The sequence below is a fragment of the Pseudomonas sp. GNP014 genome, assembly GCF_054344005.1.
Genome location: NZ_JBTGUS010000001.1, coordinates 119812 through 135611 on the forward strand (window position 1 = coordinate 119812; position 15800 = coordinate 135611).

Sequence of the window (15800 nt, forward strand, 5' to 3'; positions counted from 1 at the left end):
AAACACTGTGGGAGCGAGCTTGCTCGCGAAGGCGGACTGACATTCAAAACAGATGTCGACTGATACACCGCTTTCGCGAGCAAGCTCGCTCCCACATTTAGATCGAGGCGCGGATTACATGCCTTTAACGGCGAAGATCCCGTTGGCGTTGCGCCAGTAGCCTTTGTAGTCCATGCCGTAACCGAAGATGTAACGGTCAACGCATGGCAGGCCGACGAAATCGGCTTTCAGGTCAGGACGCGCCTTGCGGTCGTGATCCTTGTCGATCAGCACGGCGGTGTGCACTTTGCGCGCGCCGGCGTGTTTGCAGAAGTCGATGATCGCGCCCAAGGTGTGACCTTCATCGAGGATGTCGTCGATGATCAGCACGTCGCGGTCGATGAACGAGACTTCCGGCTTGGCTTTCCAGAACAGGTTGCCACCGCTGGTTTCATTGCGATAGCGGGTCGCGTGCAGGTAGGACGCTTCCAGCGGGAACTGCAGATGAGTCAGCAGTTTGCCGGAGAAGATCAGGCCACCGTTCATCACGCAGAACACCACAGGGTTGCTCTCGGCCAGTTGTTCGTTGATGTGTGCACCGACGCGGGCAATGGCAGCCTCGACTTCAGCTTCGGTGTACAGGCAGTCAGCCTCTCGCATGACTTGACGGATATGCTCGAGATCAGCGGACATGGCGCTCTCCGGGGGGTGGTTGGCGGGGGGTATAGCCGCGAAAAGCGGGCAAAGGTACGCATCTCGCACGGCCGAATCAAGCCTTTATGGACTAACGTACTGTATGTCCTATAGGACATCACCCTCGGATAGATTAATCTAGGCCGGTTTTTTTGCCCGCCGCCGGAGTTTTTCCATGCCCATCCTCGAGATCCGCCATCCGCTGATCCGTCATAAACTCGGCCTGATGCGCCGTGCCGATATCAGCACCAAGAATTTCCGCGAGCTCGCTCAGGAAGTCGGCGCACTGTTGACCTATGAAGCTACAAAAGATTTGCCGCTCGAATCCTACGATATCCCGGGTTGGTGCGGCACCGTGTCGGTCGAGAAAATCGCCGGCAAGAAGATCACCGTCGTGCCGATCCTGCGCGCCGGCATCGGCATGCTCGAAGGCGTGCTGAGCCTGATCCCGGGCGCCAAGGTTTCCGCTGTGGGCGTGGCCCGCAACGAAGAAACCCTGCAAGCGCACACCTATCTGGAAAAACTGGTTCCGGAAATCGACGAACGCCTGGCAATGATCATCGACCCGATGCTCGCCACCGGCAGCTCGATGGTCGCGACCATCGACCTGCTGAAGAAAGCCGGTTGCAAGGACATCCGCGCAATGGTGCTGGTCGCCGCGCCGGAAGGCATTGCTGCCGTCGAACAGGCTCACCCGGACGTGACCATCTACACCGCGTCCATTGATGAGCGCTTGAACGAGCACGGTTACATCATTCCTGGACTTGGCGACGCCGGTGACAAGATCTTCGGCACCAAGCAGAAGGACGCGTAACCATGCAGCAAGAGTTCAACGATCCGCTCTGGCGCACGGTGCTCTCCGGCGCCCAGATGCTGTTCGTGGCTTTCGGCGCCCTGGTGCTGATGCCGCTGATCACCGGCCTTGACCCGAACGTGGCACTGTTCACCGCGGGTCTGGGAACGATTCTGTTCCAGATCGTCACCGGGCGTCAGGTGCCAGTGTTTCTGGCGTCGAGCTTCGCGTTCATCACCCCGATCATTCTCGCCAAGGGCCAGTTCGGCCTTGCCGCGACCATGGGCGGCGTGATGGCGGCCGGTTTCGTCTACACCTTCCTCGGCCTGGCCGTGAAGATCAAAGGCACCGGTTTCATCGACCGTCTGCTGCCGCCAGTGGTGATTGGTCCGGTGATCATTTCCATCGGCCTGGCCATGGCGCCGATTGCCGCGAACATGGCAATGGGCAAGGCTGGCGATGGTGCTGAACTGATCCACTACCAGACCGCGATGATGATCTCGATGCCAGCGCTGCTGACCACGTTGATCGTGGCGGTGTTCGGTAAAGGCATCTTCCGCCTGGTGCCGATCATTTCCGGTGTACTGGTCGGTTTTGCCATGGCGTTCTATTTCGGCGTAGTCGACACCGCGAAGATTGCTGCCGCGCCATGGTTTGCGATCCCGCACTTCACCGCGCCGGAGTTCAACTGGCAGGCGATTCTGTTCATCGTTCCGGTGGCACTGGCTCCGGCCATTGAGCACATCGGCGGCGTGATTGCAGTCGGCAGCGTGACCGGTCGCGATTACCTGAAGAAGCCGGGCCTGCATCGCACCTTGCTCGGTGACGGCATTGCCACCACCGCCGCCGGTCTGTTTGGCGGCCCGCCAAACACCACTTACGCCGAAGTGACTGGCGCCGTGATGCTGACCAAGAACTACAACCCGAAAATCATGACCTGGGCGGCGATCTTCGCCATCAGCCTGGCGTTCATCGGCAAGTTCGGCGCGCTGCTGCAGAGCATTCCGGTGCCGGTGATGGGCGGGATTCTGTGCCTGTTGTTCGGCTCGATCGCGGCGGTGGGGATGAACACCCTGATCCGTCACAAGATCGACCTGGGCGAAGCACGTAATCTGGTGATCGTCTCGGTGACCCTGGTATTCGGGATTGGCGGTGTGCTGGTCGGCACCGGGACTGGCCCGGACGACTTCGGCCTCAAAGGCATCGCGCTGTGCGCGGTGGTGGCGATTGCGCTGAACCTGATCCTGCCGGGCAATGACAGCTGGAAGCACAAGAAGGCGGATGAGCCGCTGATTTAAGGCCTGAAGATTTTTATTGCCTGACAGATAGCTATCGCGAGCAGGCTCACTCCTACAAGGTCAACGCACTACCTGTAGGAGTGAGCCTGCTGACGATACTTTCAGAGGGCCAGCGGCGCTCGTTCACACAGGGTGGCCAACGCCTTCGCCCATTGCGGGTCGTCGTTCAGGCACGGCACCAGCACCAACTCCTCGCCCCCCGCTTCGCGGAACTGTTCCTGGCCGCGATCGCCAATCTCTTCCAGCGTCTCGATGCAGTCGGCGACAAACGCCGGGCACATCACCAGAATTTTCTTCACGCCACTTTTCGCCAGTTCGTCCAGACGCGCTTCAGTGTAGGGTTCGATCCATTTCGCTCGACCCAGGCGCGACTGAAACGACACCGACCACTTGCCATCCGGCAAGCCCATGCGCTCGGCGAACAATGCCGCTGTACGCAGGCATTGCGCGCGATAACAGGTCGCGAGCACTGCCGGTGATGCGTTCTTGCAGCAGTCTTGATTCTTGAAGCAATGATTGCCGGTCGGATCGAGCTTGGTCAGATGCCGCTCCGGCAAGCCATGGAAGCTCAGCAACAGATGATCGTAATCCTGCTGCAAGTGCGGTCTGGCGCTGGCGGCCAAGGCCTCGATGTATTCCGGCTGATCGTAAAACGGTTGCAGCACCGACAGCTGCACGTCGAGGTTCTTCTGGCGAATCACGCGCCGGGCTTCTTCGATCACGGTGGTCGTCGTGCTGTCGGCGAACTGTGGATAAAGCGGCGCCAGGGTGATGCGCTTATGCCCTGCCGCAACCAGTTGCAGCAACCGTGTTTCAATCGACGGCTCGCCGTAACGCATCGCCAGCTCCACAGGCCCGTGGCTCCATTGCGTTGTCATCTGCTGTTGCAGACGGCGACTGAGCACCACCAGTGGCGAGCCTTCCTCCCACCAGATCGAGGCATAGGCATGGGCCGACTGCTCGGGGCGCTTGATCAGGATCAGCGACACCAACAGACGCCGCACCGGCCACGGCAGGTCGATCACGTACGGGTCCATCAGGAATTGATTGAGGTAGCTGCGCACATCGGCCACCGAGGTGGAGGCCGGAGAGCCCAGGTTGACCAGAAGCAAAGCGTGATCGGTCATGCAACGTCCTATTTCAGAGGCGGCTGGAGAGATCATCCAGAGCCGCGCGTAAATCCGTGAACCGGAAAGTGAAGCCAGCTTCCAGCAAGCGTGCCGGCATCGCCCGTTGGCCGCCCAGCAACAGCAAAGACATTTCGCCCAGACCGACCTTCAAGGCCAGGGTCGGCATCGGCATGAACGCCGGGCGGTGCAACACGCTGCCCAGCGTCTTGGCAAATTCGCGATTGCGCACCGGTTTCGGCGCGCACGCATTATAAGGACCACGGGCCTGATCGCGGTGCAGAAGAAAATCAATCAAGGCGATTTGATCCTCGATATGAATCCACGGCATCCACTGCCGGCCATTGCCCAAAGGCCCGCCCAGTCCAAGCTTGAACGGCAGCAGCAGCCGCGACAAAAAGCCGCCCTCGGCTGACAGCACCAGACCGGTTCGTACCAGCACCACGCGCACGCCAAACGCTTCGGCACGTTGCGCGGTTTCCTCCCAGGCGATGCACAGCTGGCTGGCGAAATCGTCGATCACCGGTGGCGACTCTTCAGTCAACTCGCGCTCGCCGCCATCGCCGTACCAGCCTATCGCCGAGCCCGAAATCAGCAGCGCAGGTTTCTGCGCTCGCGCTTCAAGCCAGGTCAGCAAGGTTTCCGTGAGCGTGATCCGACTGCTCCACAACAGCGCCTTGCGCCGATGGGTCCAGAGTCGATCGGCAATCGGCGCACCGGCGAGATTGACGATGACATCCACAGGCTCCTCGCCCAGGTCCTCCAGACGCGCGATGCCACGCACCTGCGCGCCGCAACGTTGCGCGACTTTTTCCGGGCGACGGCTCCACACGGTCAGGCGATGCCCCTGCTGCGACCAATGCCGGCAGAGCTGACGTCCTATCAAACCAGTACCGCCGGTCAGCAATATGTGCATGACATCTTCCTCGCGTGGCGTTTTACCCGGATCACTAGTCTATTTTTATAAGCAGGGATCTTTTCGTACGGGCAGGCTCTATTGTTTAACCATAGGCCAAGCTGCCAGAACGAGAACGCTAGAAGTTATACCAAAAAACAAAATTGTACAGGTTTCAATCACAGCGTAGTCTGTACAGAAAGGTAAACGAGGCCCCTATGACTGTACCTATCGCAATCATCGGCACCGGCATCGCCGGACTTTCGGCGGCCCAGGCTCTGACAGAGACCGGGCACACCGTCCAGTTGTTCGATAAAAGTCGCGGCAGCGGCGGACGCATGTCGAGCAAACGCAGCGACGCCGGTTCGCTGGACATGGGCGCGCAATATTTCACCGCCCGCGACCGGCGCTTCGTCACCGAGGTGCAGCGCTGGCAAAGCCAGGGCTGGGTCGCCGAGTGGACACCGCAGCTCTATACCTTCCATGGCGGGCAACTGAATCTGTCGCCGGACGAGCAGACGCGCTGGGTCGGTTCGCCACGCATGAGCGCCATCACCCGCGGCCTGCTCGAAGGGCTGGAAGTGCATTTCGCCTGTCGGATCACCGAGGTCTATCGCGGCGAACAACACTGGCACCTGCAGGATGCCGAGGGATTCACTCACGGCCCCTTCAGCCATGTCGTGATCGCCACGCCGGCACCGCAAGCCACGGCCTTGCTGGCCGCTGCGCCGAAACTCGCCGGTGCCGCCGCCGGGGTGAAAATGGACCCGACCTGGGCTGTCGCCCTTGCCTTCGAAACCCCGCTGGATACGTCCATCGAGGGCTGCTTCGTTCAGGACAGCCCACTCGACTGGCTGGCGCGCAACCGAAGTAAACCCGGACGCGACAACACCCTCGACACCTGGGTGCTGCACGCCACCAGCGCCTGGAGCCGCCAACACATCGACCTGTCCAAGGAAGCGGTGATCGAGCAATTGCACGGTGCCTTTGCCGAACTGTTGCACAGCGCGATGCCCGCGCCCACGTTCAGCCTCGCCCACCGCTGGCTCTATGCCCGTCCGGCCACCAGCCATGAATGGGGCACGCTGGCCGATGCCGATCTGGGCTTGTACGCCTGTGGTGACTGGTGCCTGTCCGGCCGCGTAGAAGGTGCCTGGCTCAGTGGTCAGGAGGCTGCAAGACGCTTGCACGAACATCTGCAATGAATCGAATCAATCCGCAGAAGCTGCTGCTGTCGAAATGGACAGCAGCTCACCCGCAAAATCGTGAAAAACATTTTCTGGTCACCGAGTTGTTCCGCGACGAGGAAGGCACAGTACTGGCCGTCGAACTGCAGGCGGTGCTGACCAAGCGCACCGAACGACTCGACTGGCAGGCCCTGCAAAACCCCGCCCACTGGAAATTCGGCTGGCAACTCTAGGCGCTGCCAGAGGCTGCAATCCTCTGATCGTAATCCTGGAGATTGACCATAAGATCGGAATCTACAGCGCCTCCTGCAAAAAACTTATACAAATAGTTTGACTTGTACACCTTTGAATCTATGCTAAGCACATGTTGTACAGATAAAGTCGACTGTACAGGTTTAGCTTCGAGGTGTTCATGTCCGATCTTTCCTCATCCCGGCCAAAAATCGCGATCAGTGCCTGCCTGATGGGTGCTGAAGTGCGTTACAACGGCGGACACAAGGAATCGCGCTTGTGCAGCCGGACCCTCACGGAATATTTCGACTTCATCCCGGTCTGCCCGGAAGTGGCCATCGGCCTGGGCATTCCTCGCGAGCCGATTCGGCTGGTGGGCAATCCCGATCAGCCCGAGGCGATCGGCACGGTCAACCCGTCGATCAACGTCACCGAACCCCTCGCCGCGTACGGTCAGAAAATGGCCGGCGAACTCAATGACATCTGCGGCTATATCTTCATGCAGCAGTCACCGTCGTGTGGCCTGGAGCGGGTCAAGGTCTATCAAGCCAATGGCGCACCGGTGAACGGCGGCGGCCGTGGCATCTATGCCCAGGCATTCTGCGCCGAACACCCGGACCTGCCGGTGGAAGAAGCCGGACGCCTGAACGACCCGGTGCTGCGCGAGAACTTCATTACCCGCGTCTTCGCCTACAGCGCGTGGCAGCACCTGCTCGAACGGGGTCTGAGCCGGCGCGCGCTCACCGAGTTTCATTCGCGCTACAAATACCTGCTGATGGCCCACAACCCGGTGCAATACAAAGCGCTGGGCAAACTGTTGGGCAACATGGCGAACAACGACCCTGCCGAACTCGGTCCGCGCTACTTCAGCGAGCTGATGCAGGCGTTGAAAAAATGCGCCACACGCGGCACCCACAGCAACGTTCTGCTGCACATCAGCGGTTATCTGAAACAGGCAATCAGTGCCGATGAAAAACAGGAAGTGCAACACATCATCGGCCAGTACCGCCTCGGCATCGTGCCGCTGGTGGTCCCGCTGACGCTGCTCAAGCATCACTTCCGCCTCCATCCGGATCCGTACATTGCGCAGCAGGTTTACCTGCAACCGCATCCGGAAAACCTCAGCCTGCGAAACGCCATTTAATGAACGATAAACCCGACACCAGCGCCCAGGAAGACCTCGGCGCCGACTTCAAGAAAGCCCTTGATGAGGGCTGGTTGCCGATTCGCGAGGTGGCGCGGCAGACCGGCGTCAACGCGATCACCCTGCGGGCATGGGAGCGCCGTTACGGGCTGGTCGTGCCGCAGCGCACGCCCAAAGGCCATCGACTGTACAGCGCCGAGCATGTGCAACGGATTCTGACCATCCTCACCTGGCTTAACCGTGGCGTCGCCGTCAGCCAGGTCAAGCCGCTGCTCGACACCGCGCCTGCGTCCGGCGAAGTCGTGGAAAACGATTGGCACCTGCTGCGCCAGACCCTGCTGAACGCCGTCACCCGCCTTAACGAACGTACCCTCGATGACAGCGTCAATCAGGCGATGGCGCTGTATCCACCGCGCACCCTGTGCGAGCAATTGCTGATGCCACTGCTGGCCGAACTCGAACAACGCTGGCAGGGACAGTTCGGTGCGCAGATGGAGCGCACATTCTTTTATTCCTGGTTACGCAGCAAATTCGGCGCACGCATCTACCATAACAACCGTCAGTTGCATTCCGCACCGTTGCTCTTGATCAACCAATCAGACCTGCACATGGAACCTCATCTGTGGCTATGCGCGTGGCTGATCAGCAGTACCGATTGCCCGGTGCAAGTATTTGACTGGCCGCTGCCGCCCGGTGAACTGGCCTTGACTGTCGAGCACCTGCAGGCCCGTGGCGTGCTGCTGTACTCCAGCAAAGCGATGAACCTGGCGCAGTTGCCAAAGCTGTTGAATGGCATTTATTGCACAACAATGATCGCCGGACCAACGGTATGCATCCACCACGCCGAGTTGTCCGTAAGAACCACCGAGATCGCTGATTTGTACCTGGCCGAAGATCCGTTATCGGCACACCAGGCACTGCTTCAGCGTGGGTTGATTTAATGCGTTTGCGAGAAACATCATGCAACTGATCTGGCTGCGCAGCGACTTGCGCCAACATGACAATACCGCCCTCGCGGCCGCCGCAGCCCGCGGCCCGACGGTGGCCGTTTATCTGTTGAGCCCACAGCAGTGGCAGGAACATGACGACGCGCCGTGCAAGGTCGACTTCTGGCTGCGCAACCTGAGCGAACTGAGCGACAGCCTCGGCAAACTGAATATTCCCTTACTGATCCGTACGGCCGGGTATTGGCATCAGGCCCCGGCGCAGTTGCTCAAGCTCTGCCGGGAACTCAAGGTCGAGGCGGTGCACGTCAACGAGGAATACGGCATCCACGAAAGCCGTCGCGATGCCGCCGTGGCCGAAGTGCTGAAGGCCGAAGGAATCGAATTTCACAGTTACCTCGACCAGTTGCTGTTCCAGCCGGGCACGGTCCTGACCCGCACCGGCACCTACTTTCAGGTGTTCAGCCAGTTCCGCAAGGTCTGCTATGAACGGTTGCACCGCTCGGTGCCGGCGCTGGTCAAGACACCCGGCAAACAGGCCGCGCAGGCGATCCACAGCGATCCGGTGCCGGCCGCCATAAAAGGTTTCGAAACACCGAGCGAGGCCTTGATCGCCCTGTGGCCCGCCGGCGAACAAGAAGCCCGGCGGCGCCTCGACACCTTCGCTGACGCACAAATCGATTACTACCAAAGCGAACGCGACTTCCCGGCAAAACCCGGCACCAGTCAACTTTCCGCGTACCTCGCTGCCGGAGTGATTTCGCCGCGCCAATGCCTGCACGCCGCCCTGCAAAGCAATCAGGGCGAGTTCGACAGCGGCAAGGTCGGTGCCGTCACCTGGATCAACGAGCTGCTGTGGCGCGAGTTCTACAAGCACATCCTGGTCGGCTATCCACGGGTGTCGCGCCATCGTGCCTTCCGCCCGGAAACCGAAGCCCTCGCATGGCGCCATGCACCGGAAGAACTCGCCGCCTGGCAACAAGCGCGTACCGGCCTGCCGATCATTGATGCCGCCATGCGCCAGCTGCTCGAAACCGGCTGGATGCACAATCGCCTGCGCATGGTGGTGGCGATGTTCCTGACCAAGAACCTGCTGATCGACTGGCGCGAAGGCGAACGTTTTTTCATGCGTCATCTGATCGATGGCGATCTGGCAGCGAACAACGGTGGCTGGCAATGGAGTGCTTCGACCGGTACCGATTCGGCGCCGTATTTCCGCATTTTCAACCCGTTGAGCCAGTCGGAAAAATTCGACAGCGAAGGCCTGTTCATCAAGCACTGGCTGCCTGAACTGGCCCGGTTGAATAAAAAGGAAATACATAATCCGGCCAATCTCGGCGGGCTGTTCGGCGTGGCGGACTACCCTTCGCCCATCGTCAACCTCAGCGCCTCCCGCGATCGCGCATTGGCCGCGTTCAAGAGCCTGCCTTCGCGCTCGACAGGAGCAGGTGATGAGTGAATTCCTGCACGGTTTTGCCCGGCAATTCGCGCAGTTGAATAAAGACAACCTGCACCGCCTGGGCGAGCTGTACAGCGATGACATTCACTTCACCGACCCGTTGCACGAAGTACAGGGACTGGTGCAATTGCGAGATTACTTTCGCGAGCTGTACAGCAATGTCAGCGAGCTGCGGTTCGACTTTCATGGTTTCGACCCGATCGGCGACGGCGAAGGCTACTTGCGTTGGGTCATGAGTTATCGCCATCCGCGACTGGCGGGGGGCCAGGTGATTCGTGTCAGCGGCTGCTCGCATCTGCTCTGGCACGACAAGGTTTATCGCCACCGGGATTATTTCGATGCCGGCGCGCTGTTGTATGAACATTTACCCGTATTGGGCCAGCTGATCAGGTGGCTAAAAAGGAGAATGGGATGAGTCGTACCCTCGCCCGGCGTTATTGGCTGACCGGTGCCAGCAGTGGCATCGGCGCAGCACTCGCCGAAGAGATCCTGAAAACCGGTGCGCATCTGGCCGTCAGTGCGCGTCAGGTGGCGCCACTGAAAGTGTTGGCGCAGCGTTATCCAGGGCAAGTGCTGGTGGTCGCGGGCGATTTGACCAACAGTCAGGTAGTGCGCGAGATCGGCGAACAGATCAGCGCCGAATGGGGCTCACTGGACACCGTGATTCTCAACGCCGGCACCTGTGAATATGTCGATGCAAAGCAGTTCGACGCCTCCATCGTCGAGCACGTGGTGCGTACCAATCTGCTCGCCAGCAGTTACTGCATCGAAGCCGCCCTGCCACTGTTGCGCAAAGGCACCGCACCGCATCTGGTCGGGGTCGCAAGTTCGGTGACGTATCTACCGTTGCCCAGAGCCGAAGCCTACGGCGCATCGAAAGCCGGGCTGCGCTACCTGTTCGAATCGCTGCGCATTGATCTGGCGGATGAAGGCATTGAAGTCACCGTGGTCAGCCCCGGTTTCGTCGAGACCCCGCTGACCGCCAAAAACGATTTCCCGATGCCCCTCAGCTGGCCTGTGGATAAAGCCGCACGTCACATCTTCGCCAGGCTCAAGGACCGGCCGCTGGAAATCGCTTTTCCGGCGCTGTTCATGGCGGCCTTGTGGCCGTTGTCGAAACTGCCGGCCCGTGTGCAGTTGGCGATTGGCAAGCGCATGGTGCGCAAGTCGCCTCCGCTGACGGATCCAACATGAAGATCGCTATCGTCGGCAGCGGGATCGCCGGGCTCACCTGCGCGTACCTGCTCGATCGTCGACATGACGTCACGGTGTTCGAGGCCAGCGACTGGGTCGGTGGTCACACGCACACGGTGCCGGTCACGGTCGACGGACGCCAGTACGCGGTGGATACCGGGTTCATCGTGTTCAATGACTGGACGTATCCGAATTTCATTCGCCTGCTCGACCAGCTCGGCGTGGCGAGCAAAGCGACCGAGATGAGTTTCTCGGTGAGCGATCCGGACACTGGCCTGGAATACAACGGCAACAACCTCAACAGTCTGTTCGCCCAGCGCAGCAATCTCTGGTCACCGGGGTTCTGGGGCATGTTGCGCGACATACTGCGCTTCAATAAAGAGGCCCAGCGCGACCTCGCCGAACGGCGCATCGCCAGCGACATGACGCTCGACGACTACCTCACGGCCGGCGGGTATGGCGAGCGCTTCATCCTGCATTACATCGTGCCGATGGGCGCGGCGATCTGGTCGATGCCGATGGCCGAGATGCTCAAGTTTCCGCTGCAATTCTTCGTACGGTTCTTCAAGAACCACGGTCTGCTGTCGGTCAGCAATCGTCCGCAATGGCGGGTCGTCGAAGGGGGTTCCAGCGCGTACATTGCGCCGTTGACGAAATCGTTCAAAGACAACATTCGCCTGAACTGTGGGGTGACCCGCGTCGAGCGCGACGAACATGGTGTGTTTATCCACAGCCCGGCAGGCATCGAACACTTCGACAAAGTCGTATTCGCCTGTCACAGCGATCAGGCCCTGCAACTGCTCGCCAGCCCGAGCGCTGCCGAACGGTCGATCCTCGGCGCCCTGCCCTATGCCGACAATGAAGTGGTGCTGCACACCGACACCGGCCTGCTGCCCACGCGCAAACTGGCCTGGGCGAGCTGGAACTATCGCCTCGGCGGTGCCGGTCACACCCAGGCCGCCGTGACCTACGACATGAACATCCTGCAAGGCATTCAGAGCGACACGACGTTCTGCGTCAGCCTGAATCAGAGCGCCGGCATCTCCCCGGACAAAATCCTGGCGCGCTTCACCTACGCCCACCCGCAATACAGCCTCGCCGCCGTGGCGGCGCAGCAACGCTGGAGCGAACTGGACGGGGTCGCGCACACCCATTATTGCGGCGCCTATTGGGCCAACGGTTTCCATGAAGACGGCGTGGTCAGCGCATTGCGCGTGGCTGCGGCGTTCGGGGAAACCTTATGAACAGTGCCCTTTACAGCGGCTGGATCGGCCATCGGCGCTTCGCGCCGCGCCGGCATGAGTTCCGCTACAAGATCGGTTTGCTCTACCTCGACCTGAGCGAACAGGACGAAGTGTTTGCGCTGTCGCCACTGGCGGGGAGGAGCAGGTTTGCGCCCTTTTCCTTCCGCGAAACCGATTACCTCAAAACCTTCACCCAGCGCGGTGTGCGGTTGATCGACGCGGTGCGTCAGCAGGTCGCCGCTGCCATCGGCCATGCCCCGCAAGGGTCGGTCTGCCTGCTGACGCAACCCCGCAGTTGGGGCCTGTCGTTCAATCCGGTGAGTTTCTTTTATTGCCATGAGGCTGACGGACAACTGGCGGCGATTGTCTGTGAAGTCACCAACACCCCGTGGCGTGAACGCTATCACTATGTATTGCCGGCCCGCGCACCGGTCGACCTGCTGGACTTTCACCAACACTTCGCCGTGGCCAAGGCGTTTCATGTGTCGCCGTTTCTGCCGCGCGACCTCGAATACCGCATGAGTTTCAGCCCCGCCGCACAAAACCTTGGTGTGCACATGGCTGACTGGCAGGGCGAACACAAACTGTTCGACGCCACCCTCAACCTGCAACGCGAGCCTCTCGACCGCCGCAGCTTGCACCGTTACCTGCGGCGTTTTCCGTGGATGACCGCGAAAACGGCCCTGGCGATTTATTGGCAAGCACTGCGCCTGCTGTGCAAACGCGCGCCCCTTTTCGCTCATCAGGCTGCCGACGGCAGCTTTCAAACCGCCACTGTCCCTCCCAGGAAACATCACCATGAAATCCTCTAGCCTGTCGGTCAGCCGGTTCAGCCCCCACAGCCTGACCGGATCGCTATTGCGCCGTGGCGTGTTGCGCCAACTGGCCCAGCTCAAACACGGGCAACTGCGGGTCATCGAGGAAGGCGAGCACCTGACGTTCGGGACGCCGGGCAGTCCGGTGCTCGGGGAAATCCACGTCAACGATCCGGCCGTGTGGGGCATGGTGGCCGGCAATGGTTCAATCGGTGCCGGCGAGGCGTTTATCCACGGCTACTGGAGTTCGCCAGACCTGACGGCGGTGGTACGGGTGTTCGTCAGCAACCTTGATGTGCTCGACGCGATGGAGGGTGGCCTGGCGCGCCTCGGCCGTCCGCTGGTGCAGGGCTTGCACTGGCTCAATCGCAACACGCGCAAGGGCTCGCAGCGAAACATTGCCGCGCACTACGACCTGGGCAACGAGCTGTTCGAGCAGTTTCTTGATCCGACCATGATGTACTCGGCCGCACAATTCCTCTCGCCCGAAGACAGCCTGGAACAGGCACAACTGAACAAACTGGAGCGGATCTGCCAGAAACTCGCGCTCAAACCCACTGACCATCTGCTGGAGATCGGCACCGGCTGGGGCAGCATGGCGCTCTACGCGGCGCAGCATTATGGCTGCCGCGTAACCACCACCACGCTGTCCAAAGAGCAGTACGCGTTTACCGCACGACGCATCGAACAGCTCGGCTTGCAGGAACGCGTCACCCTGTTGCTCAAGGACTATCGCGACCTCACCGGCGAGTACGACAAACTGGTGTCGATCGAGATGATCGAAGCCGTCGGCCATCGCTTTCTGCCGACCTACTTCAAGCAGTGCGCACAACTGCTTAAAAGCAACGGCCTGATGCTGTTGCAGGCGATCACCATCCGCGATCAGCGCTATGAACAGGCCAAACGCGGAGTCGATTTCATCCAGCGTTACATCTTCCCGGGCGGCGCCCTGCCCTGTGTGCAGAAAATGCTCGAAGTGGTCAGCCGCGACACCGACATGAACCTGCTGCACATGGAAGATTTCGGCCTGCACTACGCGCGCACCCTGCGTATGTGGCACGAAAACTTTCGCCACGCCCACGGGCGCCTGAGTGAGTTGGGCTACGACGATTACTTCCTGCGGTTGTGGGAGTTCTACCTGTGTTACTGCGAGGGCGGCTTCCTCGAGCGCACCATCGGCACCGCGCAATTGTTGCTGGCCAAACCGGCGGCGATGCCGATGCCACTGCTCGGTCGCTTCGATGCTTGAGCGGCTGGCTAATGCGCTGCTGTTCCAGATCGGCTGGCTGGCCTGCGTGCTCGGCGGCAACAGTTTGTGGTTGCTGCTGGCGCTGGCCGTGCTGGTGATTCATCTGCGCTGGATCAGCAGTTGGGTGGAGGAAGGCCGGCTGATTCTGAGCGTGGTGATTGTCGGCACGGCGGTGGACAGCGTGTTGCGCGGTTTGAACGTATTCGAGTTTCAGGATCTTTCACCGCTGATTCCACTGTGGCTGATGCTGCTCTGGGCCCTGCTGGCCACCACCCTGCGCCATTGCCTTGCATGGAGCGCACGGCCCTGGTGGCTGGCGAGCATGCTCGGCGCCGTCGGCGGCGGCTTGTCGTATTACGCCGGCGGAAGGCTGGCCGGCGTGCAATTCCCCTATGGCGAGATACCGACCCTGATCGGCATCGGCCTGCTCTGGGCGCTGCTGTTTCCGCTGCTGCATGCGATGGCCCGACGGTTGAGCCACTGAGCGTCTGTCAGAGCGTTCACACACGCATCGGTCACTGCCTTACACTGCCGCCATGAAAACCATTCCCCACCGGCAAATCGTCGAACCTGCGGTCACGTGCTCGACCTGCGCGGCCTGCTGCTGTCAGCTGGAAGTGATGCTGATCACTGACACCGGCGTGCCCGAGCGCTTTATTGATACCGATGACTGGGGCGGTGAAGTGATGCTGCGTCTGGACGACGGCTGGTGTGCAGCGCTGGATCGCAACACCATGATGTGCACGATCTACGAGAAGCGCCCGCTGATCTGTCGCGAGTTCGAAATGGGCGCGCCTGAATGCATCGAAGAGCGCAAAGGTATTGCCACGGTGTATCGCTAACGTCGAAACCATCCCAAAACAAATGTAGGAGTGAGTAGCGCAGTGTCAGTCAACATTGGTCTGACTGACACTGCGCTACTCACTCCTACAGGGATTAGATGTAGCCGTTACAGCGGCATCGTGTAATGCAGCGAGTAACTTTCTACCCCATCGTTGTCGCTGGAGAGGCCGGCGTTGGAATAGTGCGTTGCACGAATCCCGACTTCATGCCCGCCATTGAAACGCAGACCAAAACCGAAACGGTCTTCGAACTGGAAAGAGCCGCCGATATTGTTGGATTCGTATTTAGTGTTGGAAAACGCCGCCACGCCAATACCCGCCTCGACATACGGTTTGACCGACTGGCCGGCAAACTCGTAAACGAACACCGGCGAGAACGACAGGCTGTTGTTGCTGGAGGTCTTGTCACCTTCCCAGTAGGTGTAGGCGCCGCTCCAGTAACCGGTCAGGCGACCGACGTCGCTCTGCAGCCAGCTCTTGTCCCAGTCGAAATTCATCCCCAGGCGATAAGTCATGGTCGAATCGCTTGTTGCACCGACGGCGAACTCGACGCCAGCAGCCTGTGCGGTAATGCTTTGCCCCATCAGTGCGGCCGCAATCGCGGCCAAGCAGAATAGTCGCTTCACTTTGAAACTTCCTTTTCCGGAACGATCGTTTGGTTTTCTAGTTGCATCACCGCTATAGAAGCCAGGGCCTACGCAGAAGT

The 15800-nt window shown here is 60.3% G+C and carries 18 protein-coding genes; 14 read left to right on the forward strand and 4 right to left on the reverse strand.

Going from position 1 to position 15800, the window contains the following annotated elements; translation table 11 throughout:
* Window positions 1–114 precede the first annotated feature (114 nt).
* Window positions 115–672, reverse strand: a complete 558-nt coding sequence (locus ACXX9E_RS00555; RefSeq protein WP_458554913.1) for a hypoxanthine-guanine phosphoribosyltransferase — start codon at window positions 670–672, stop codon at window positions 115–117.
* Window positions 673–847: 175 nt separating this feature from the next.
* Between ACXX9E_RS00555 and upp the strand changes: the two genes are divergently transcribed.
* Window positions 848–1486, forward strand: coding sequence for a uracil phosphoribosyltransferase (gene upp / locus ACXX9E_RS00560; protein ID WP_123463070.1), 639 nt, complete (start codon window positions 848–850; stop codon window positions 1484–1486).
* A 2-nt stretch (window positions 1487–1488) separates the two neighbouring features.
* Window positions 1489–2763, forward strand: a complete 1275-nt coding sequence (locus ACXX9E_RS00565) for a uracil-xanthine permease family protein (protein ID WP_186747995.1) — start codon at window positions 1489–1491, stop codon at window positions 2761–2763.
* A 101-nt stretch (window positions 2764–2864) separates the two neighbouring features.
* On the opposite strand, the gene hemH is transcribed toward ACXX9E_RS00565, so the two are convergent.
* A complete protein-coding gene (gene hemH / locus ACXX9E_RS00570) occupies window positions 2865–3890 on the reverse strand; it encodes a ferrochelatase (protein WP_123463067.1) in 1026 nt (341 codons plus the stop codon).
* A gap of 13 nt (window positions 3891–3903) precedes the next feature.
* Complete coding sequence (locus ACXX9E_RS00575) at window positions 3904–4806, reverse strand: TIGR01777 family oxidoreductase (RefSeq protein WP_123463065.1); 903 nt, start codon at window positions 4804–4806, stop codon at window positions 3904–3906.
* A gap of 197 nt (window positions 4807–5003) precedes the next feature.
* On the opposite strand from ACXX9E_RS00575, the gene ACXX9E_RS00580 reads away from it, so the two are divergent.
* The 12 genes from ACXX9E_RS00580 to ACXX9E_RS00635 all read left to right on the forward strand — a co-directional run bounded on the left by ACXX9E_RS00580 (window position 5004) and on the right by ACXX9E_RS00635 (window position 15094).
* Window positions 5004–5990, forward strand: coding sequence for an NAD(P)/FAD-dependent oxidoreductase (locus tag ACXX9E_RS00580; protein ID WP_458554914.1), 987 nt, complete (start codon window positions 5004–5006; stop codon window positions 5988–5990).
* Window positions 5987–6205 carry a TIGR02450 family Trp-rich protein gene (locus tag ACXX9E_RS00585; RefSeq protein WP_123463061.1) on the forward strand — a complete coding sequence of 73 codons (219 nt, stop codon included), beginning with the start codon at window positions 5987–5989 and terminating at the stop codon, window positions 6203–6205. The genes ACXX9E_RS00580 and ACXX9E_RS00585 overlap by 4 nt, the downstream gene beginning before the upstream one ends.
* A gap of 179 nt (window positions 6206–6384) precedes the next feature.
* A complete protein-coding gene (locus tag ACXX9E_RS00590; protein ID WP_458554915.1) occupies window positions 6385–7347 on the forward strand; it encodes a YbgA family protein in 963 nt (320 codons plus the stop codon).
* Complete coding sequence (locus tag ACXX9E_RS00595) at window positions 7347–8288, forward strand: MerR family transcriptional regulator (protein WP_458554916.1); 942 nt, start codon at window positions 7347–7349, stop codon at window positions 8286–8288. The genes ACXX9E_RS00590 and ACXX9E_RS00595 overlap by 1 nt, the downstream gene beginning before the upstream one ends.
* 19 nt (window positions 8289–8307) lie before the next feature.
* Window positions 8308–9750 carry a deoxyribodipyrimidine photo-lyase gene (phrB, locus tag ACXX9E_RS00600; RefSeq protein WP_458554917.1) on the forward strand — a complete coding sequence of 481 codons (1443 nt, stop codon included), beginning with the start codon at window positions 8308–8310 and terminating at the stop codon, window positions 9748–9750.
* Window positions 9743–10165, forward strand: coding sequence for a nuclear transport factor 2 family protein (locus ACXX9E_RS00605; protein ID WP_123463053.1), 423 nt, complete (start codon window positions 9743–9745; stop codon window positions 10163–10165). The genes phrB and ACXX9E_RS00605 overlap by 8 nt, the downstream gene beginning before the upstream one ends.
* Complete coding sequence (locus ACXX9E_RS00610) at window positions 10162–10944, forward strand: SDR family NAD(P)-dependent oxidoreductase (protein ID WP_123463051.1); 783 nt, start codon at window positions 10162–10164, stop codon at window positions 10942–10944. The genes ACXX9E_RS00605 and ACXX9E_RS00610 overlap by 4 nt, the downstream gene beginning before the upstream one ends.
* Complete coding sequence (locus ACXX9E_RS00615) at window positions 10941–12188, forward strand: NAD(P)/FAD-dependent oxidoreductase (protein WP_458554918.1); 1248 nt, start codon at window positions 10941–10943, stop codon at window positions 12186–12188. Before ACXX9E_RS00610 ends, ACXX9E_RS00615 begins: the two co-directional genes overlap by 4 nt.
* A complete protein-coding gene (locus ACXX9E_RS00620) occupies window positions 12185–13000 on the forward strand; it encodes a DUF1365 domain-containing protein (RefSeq protein WP_458554919.1) in 816 nt (271 codons plus the stop codon). Before ACXX9E_RS00615 ends, ACXX9E_RS00620 begins: the two co-directional genes overlap by 4 nt.
* Window positions 12987–14252: an SAM-dependent methyltransferase gene (locus ACXX9E_RS00625; RefSeq protein ID WP_123463045.1), complete on the forward strand. Its 1266-nt coding sequence runs from the start codon at window positions 12987–12989 to the stop codon at window positions 14250–14252. The genes ACXX9E_RS00620 and ACXX9E_RS00625 overlap by 14 nt, the downstream gene beginning before the upstream one ends.
* Window positions 14245–14736: a DUF2878 domain-containing protein gene (locus ACXX9E_RS00630; RefSeq protein ID WP_123463043.1), complete on the forward strand. Its 492-nt coding sequence runs from the start codon at window positions 14245–14247 to the stop codon at window positions 14734–14736. The genes ACXX9E_RS00625 and ACXX9E_RS00630 overlap by 8 nt, the downstream gene beginning before the upstream one ends.
* 52 nt (window positions 14737–14788) lie before the next feature.
* Entirely contained in the window at window positions 14789–15094 is a 306-nt protein-coding gene (locus ACXX9E_RS00635) for a YkgJ family cysteine cluster protein (protein WP_123463041.1), read from the forward strand.
* A gap of 107 nt (window positions 15095–15201) precedes the next feature.
* Here the strand turns inward: ACXX9E_RS00635 and ACXX9E_RS00640 are convergent, their stop codons facing one another.
* A complete protein-coding gene (locus ACXX9E_RS00640; RefSeq protein WP_222834307.1) occupies window positions 15202–15720 on the reverse strand; it encodes an acyloxyacyl hydrolase in 519 nt (172 codons plus the stop codon).
* Window positions 15721–15800: the final 80 nt, after the last annotated feature.

Coding starts and splice junctions, on each gene's coding strand:
- ACXX9E_RS00555 (WP_458554913.1), bottom strand. CDS start 672: ATGTCCGCTGATCTCGAGCATATCCGTCAAGTCATGCGAGAGGCTGAC.
- upp (WP_123463070.1), top strand. CDS start 848: ATGCCCATCCTCGAGATCCGCCATCCGCTGATCCGTCATAAACTCGGC.
- ACXX9E_RS00565 (WP_186747995.1), top strand. CDS start 1,489: ATGCAGCAAGAGTTCAACGATCCGCTCTGGCGCACGGTGCTCTCCGGC.
- hemH (WP_123463067.1), bottom strand. CDS start 3,890: ATGACCGATCACGCTTTGCTTCTGGTCAACCTGGGCTCTCCGGCCTCC.
- ACXX9E_RS00575 (WP_123463065.1), bottom strand. CDS start 4,806: ATGCACATATTGCTGACCGGCGGTACTGGTTTGATAGGACGTCAGCTC.
- ACXX9E_RS00580 (WP_458554914.1), top strand. CDS start 5,004: ATGACTGTACCTATCGCAATCATCGGCACCGGCATCGCCGGACTTTCG.
- ACXX9E_RS00585 (WP_123463061.1), top strand. CDS start 5,987: ATGAATCGAATCAATCCGCAGAAGCTGCTGCTGTCGAAATGGACAGCA.
- ACXX9E_RS00590 (WP_458554915.1), top strand. CDS start 6,385: ATGTCCGATCTTTCCTCATCCCGGCCAAAAATCGCGATCAGTGCCTGC.
- ACXX9E_RS00595 (WP_458554916.1), top strand. CDS start 7,347: ATGAACGATAAACCCGACACCAGCGCCCAGGAAGACCTCGGCGCCGAC.
- phrB (WP_458554917.1), top strand. CDS start 8,308: ATGCAACTGATCTGGCTGCGCAGCGACTTGCGCCAACATGACAATACC.
- ACXX9E_RS00605 (WP_123463053.1), top strand. CDS start 9,743: ATGAGTGAATTCCTGCACGGTTTTGCCCGGCAATTCGCGCAGTTGAAT.
- ACXX9E_RS00610 (WP_123463051.1), top strand. CDS start 10,162: ATGAGTCGTACCCTCGCCCGGCGTTATTGGCTGACCGGTGCCAGCAGT.
- ACXX9E_RS00615 (WP_458554918.1), top strand. CDS start 10,941: ATGAAGATCGCTATCGTCGGCAGCGGGATCGCCGGGCTCACCTGCGCG.
- ACXX9E_RS00620 (WP_458554919.1), top strand. CDS start 12,185: ATGAACAGTGCCCTTTACAGCGGCTGGATCGGCCATCGGCGCTTCGCG.
- ACXX9E_RS00625 (WP_123463045.1), top strand. CDS start 12,987: ATGAAATCCTCTAGCCTGTCGGTCAGCCGGTTCAGCCCCCACAGCCTG.
- ACXX9E_RS00630 (WP_123463043.1), top strand. CDS start 14,245: ATGCTTGAGCGGCTGGCTAATGCGCTGCTGTTCCAGATCGGCTGGCTG.
- ACXX9E_RS00635 (WP_123463041.1), top strand. CDS start 14,789: ATGAAAACCATTCCCCACCGGCAAATCGTCGAACCTGCGGTCACGTGC.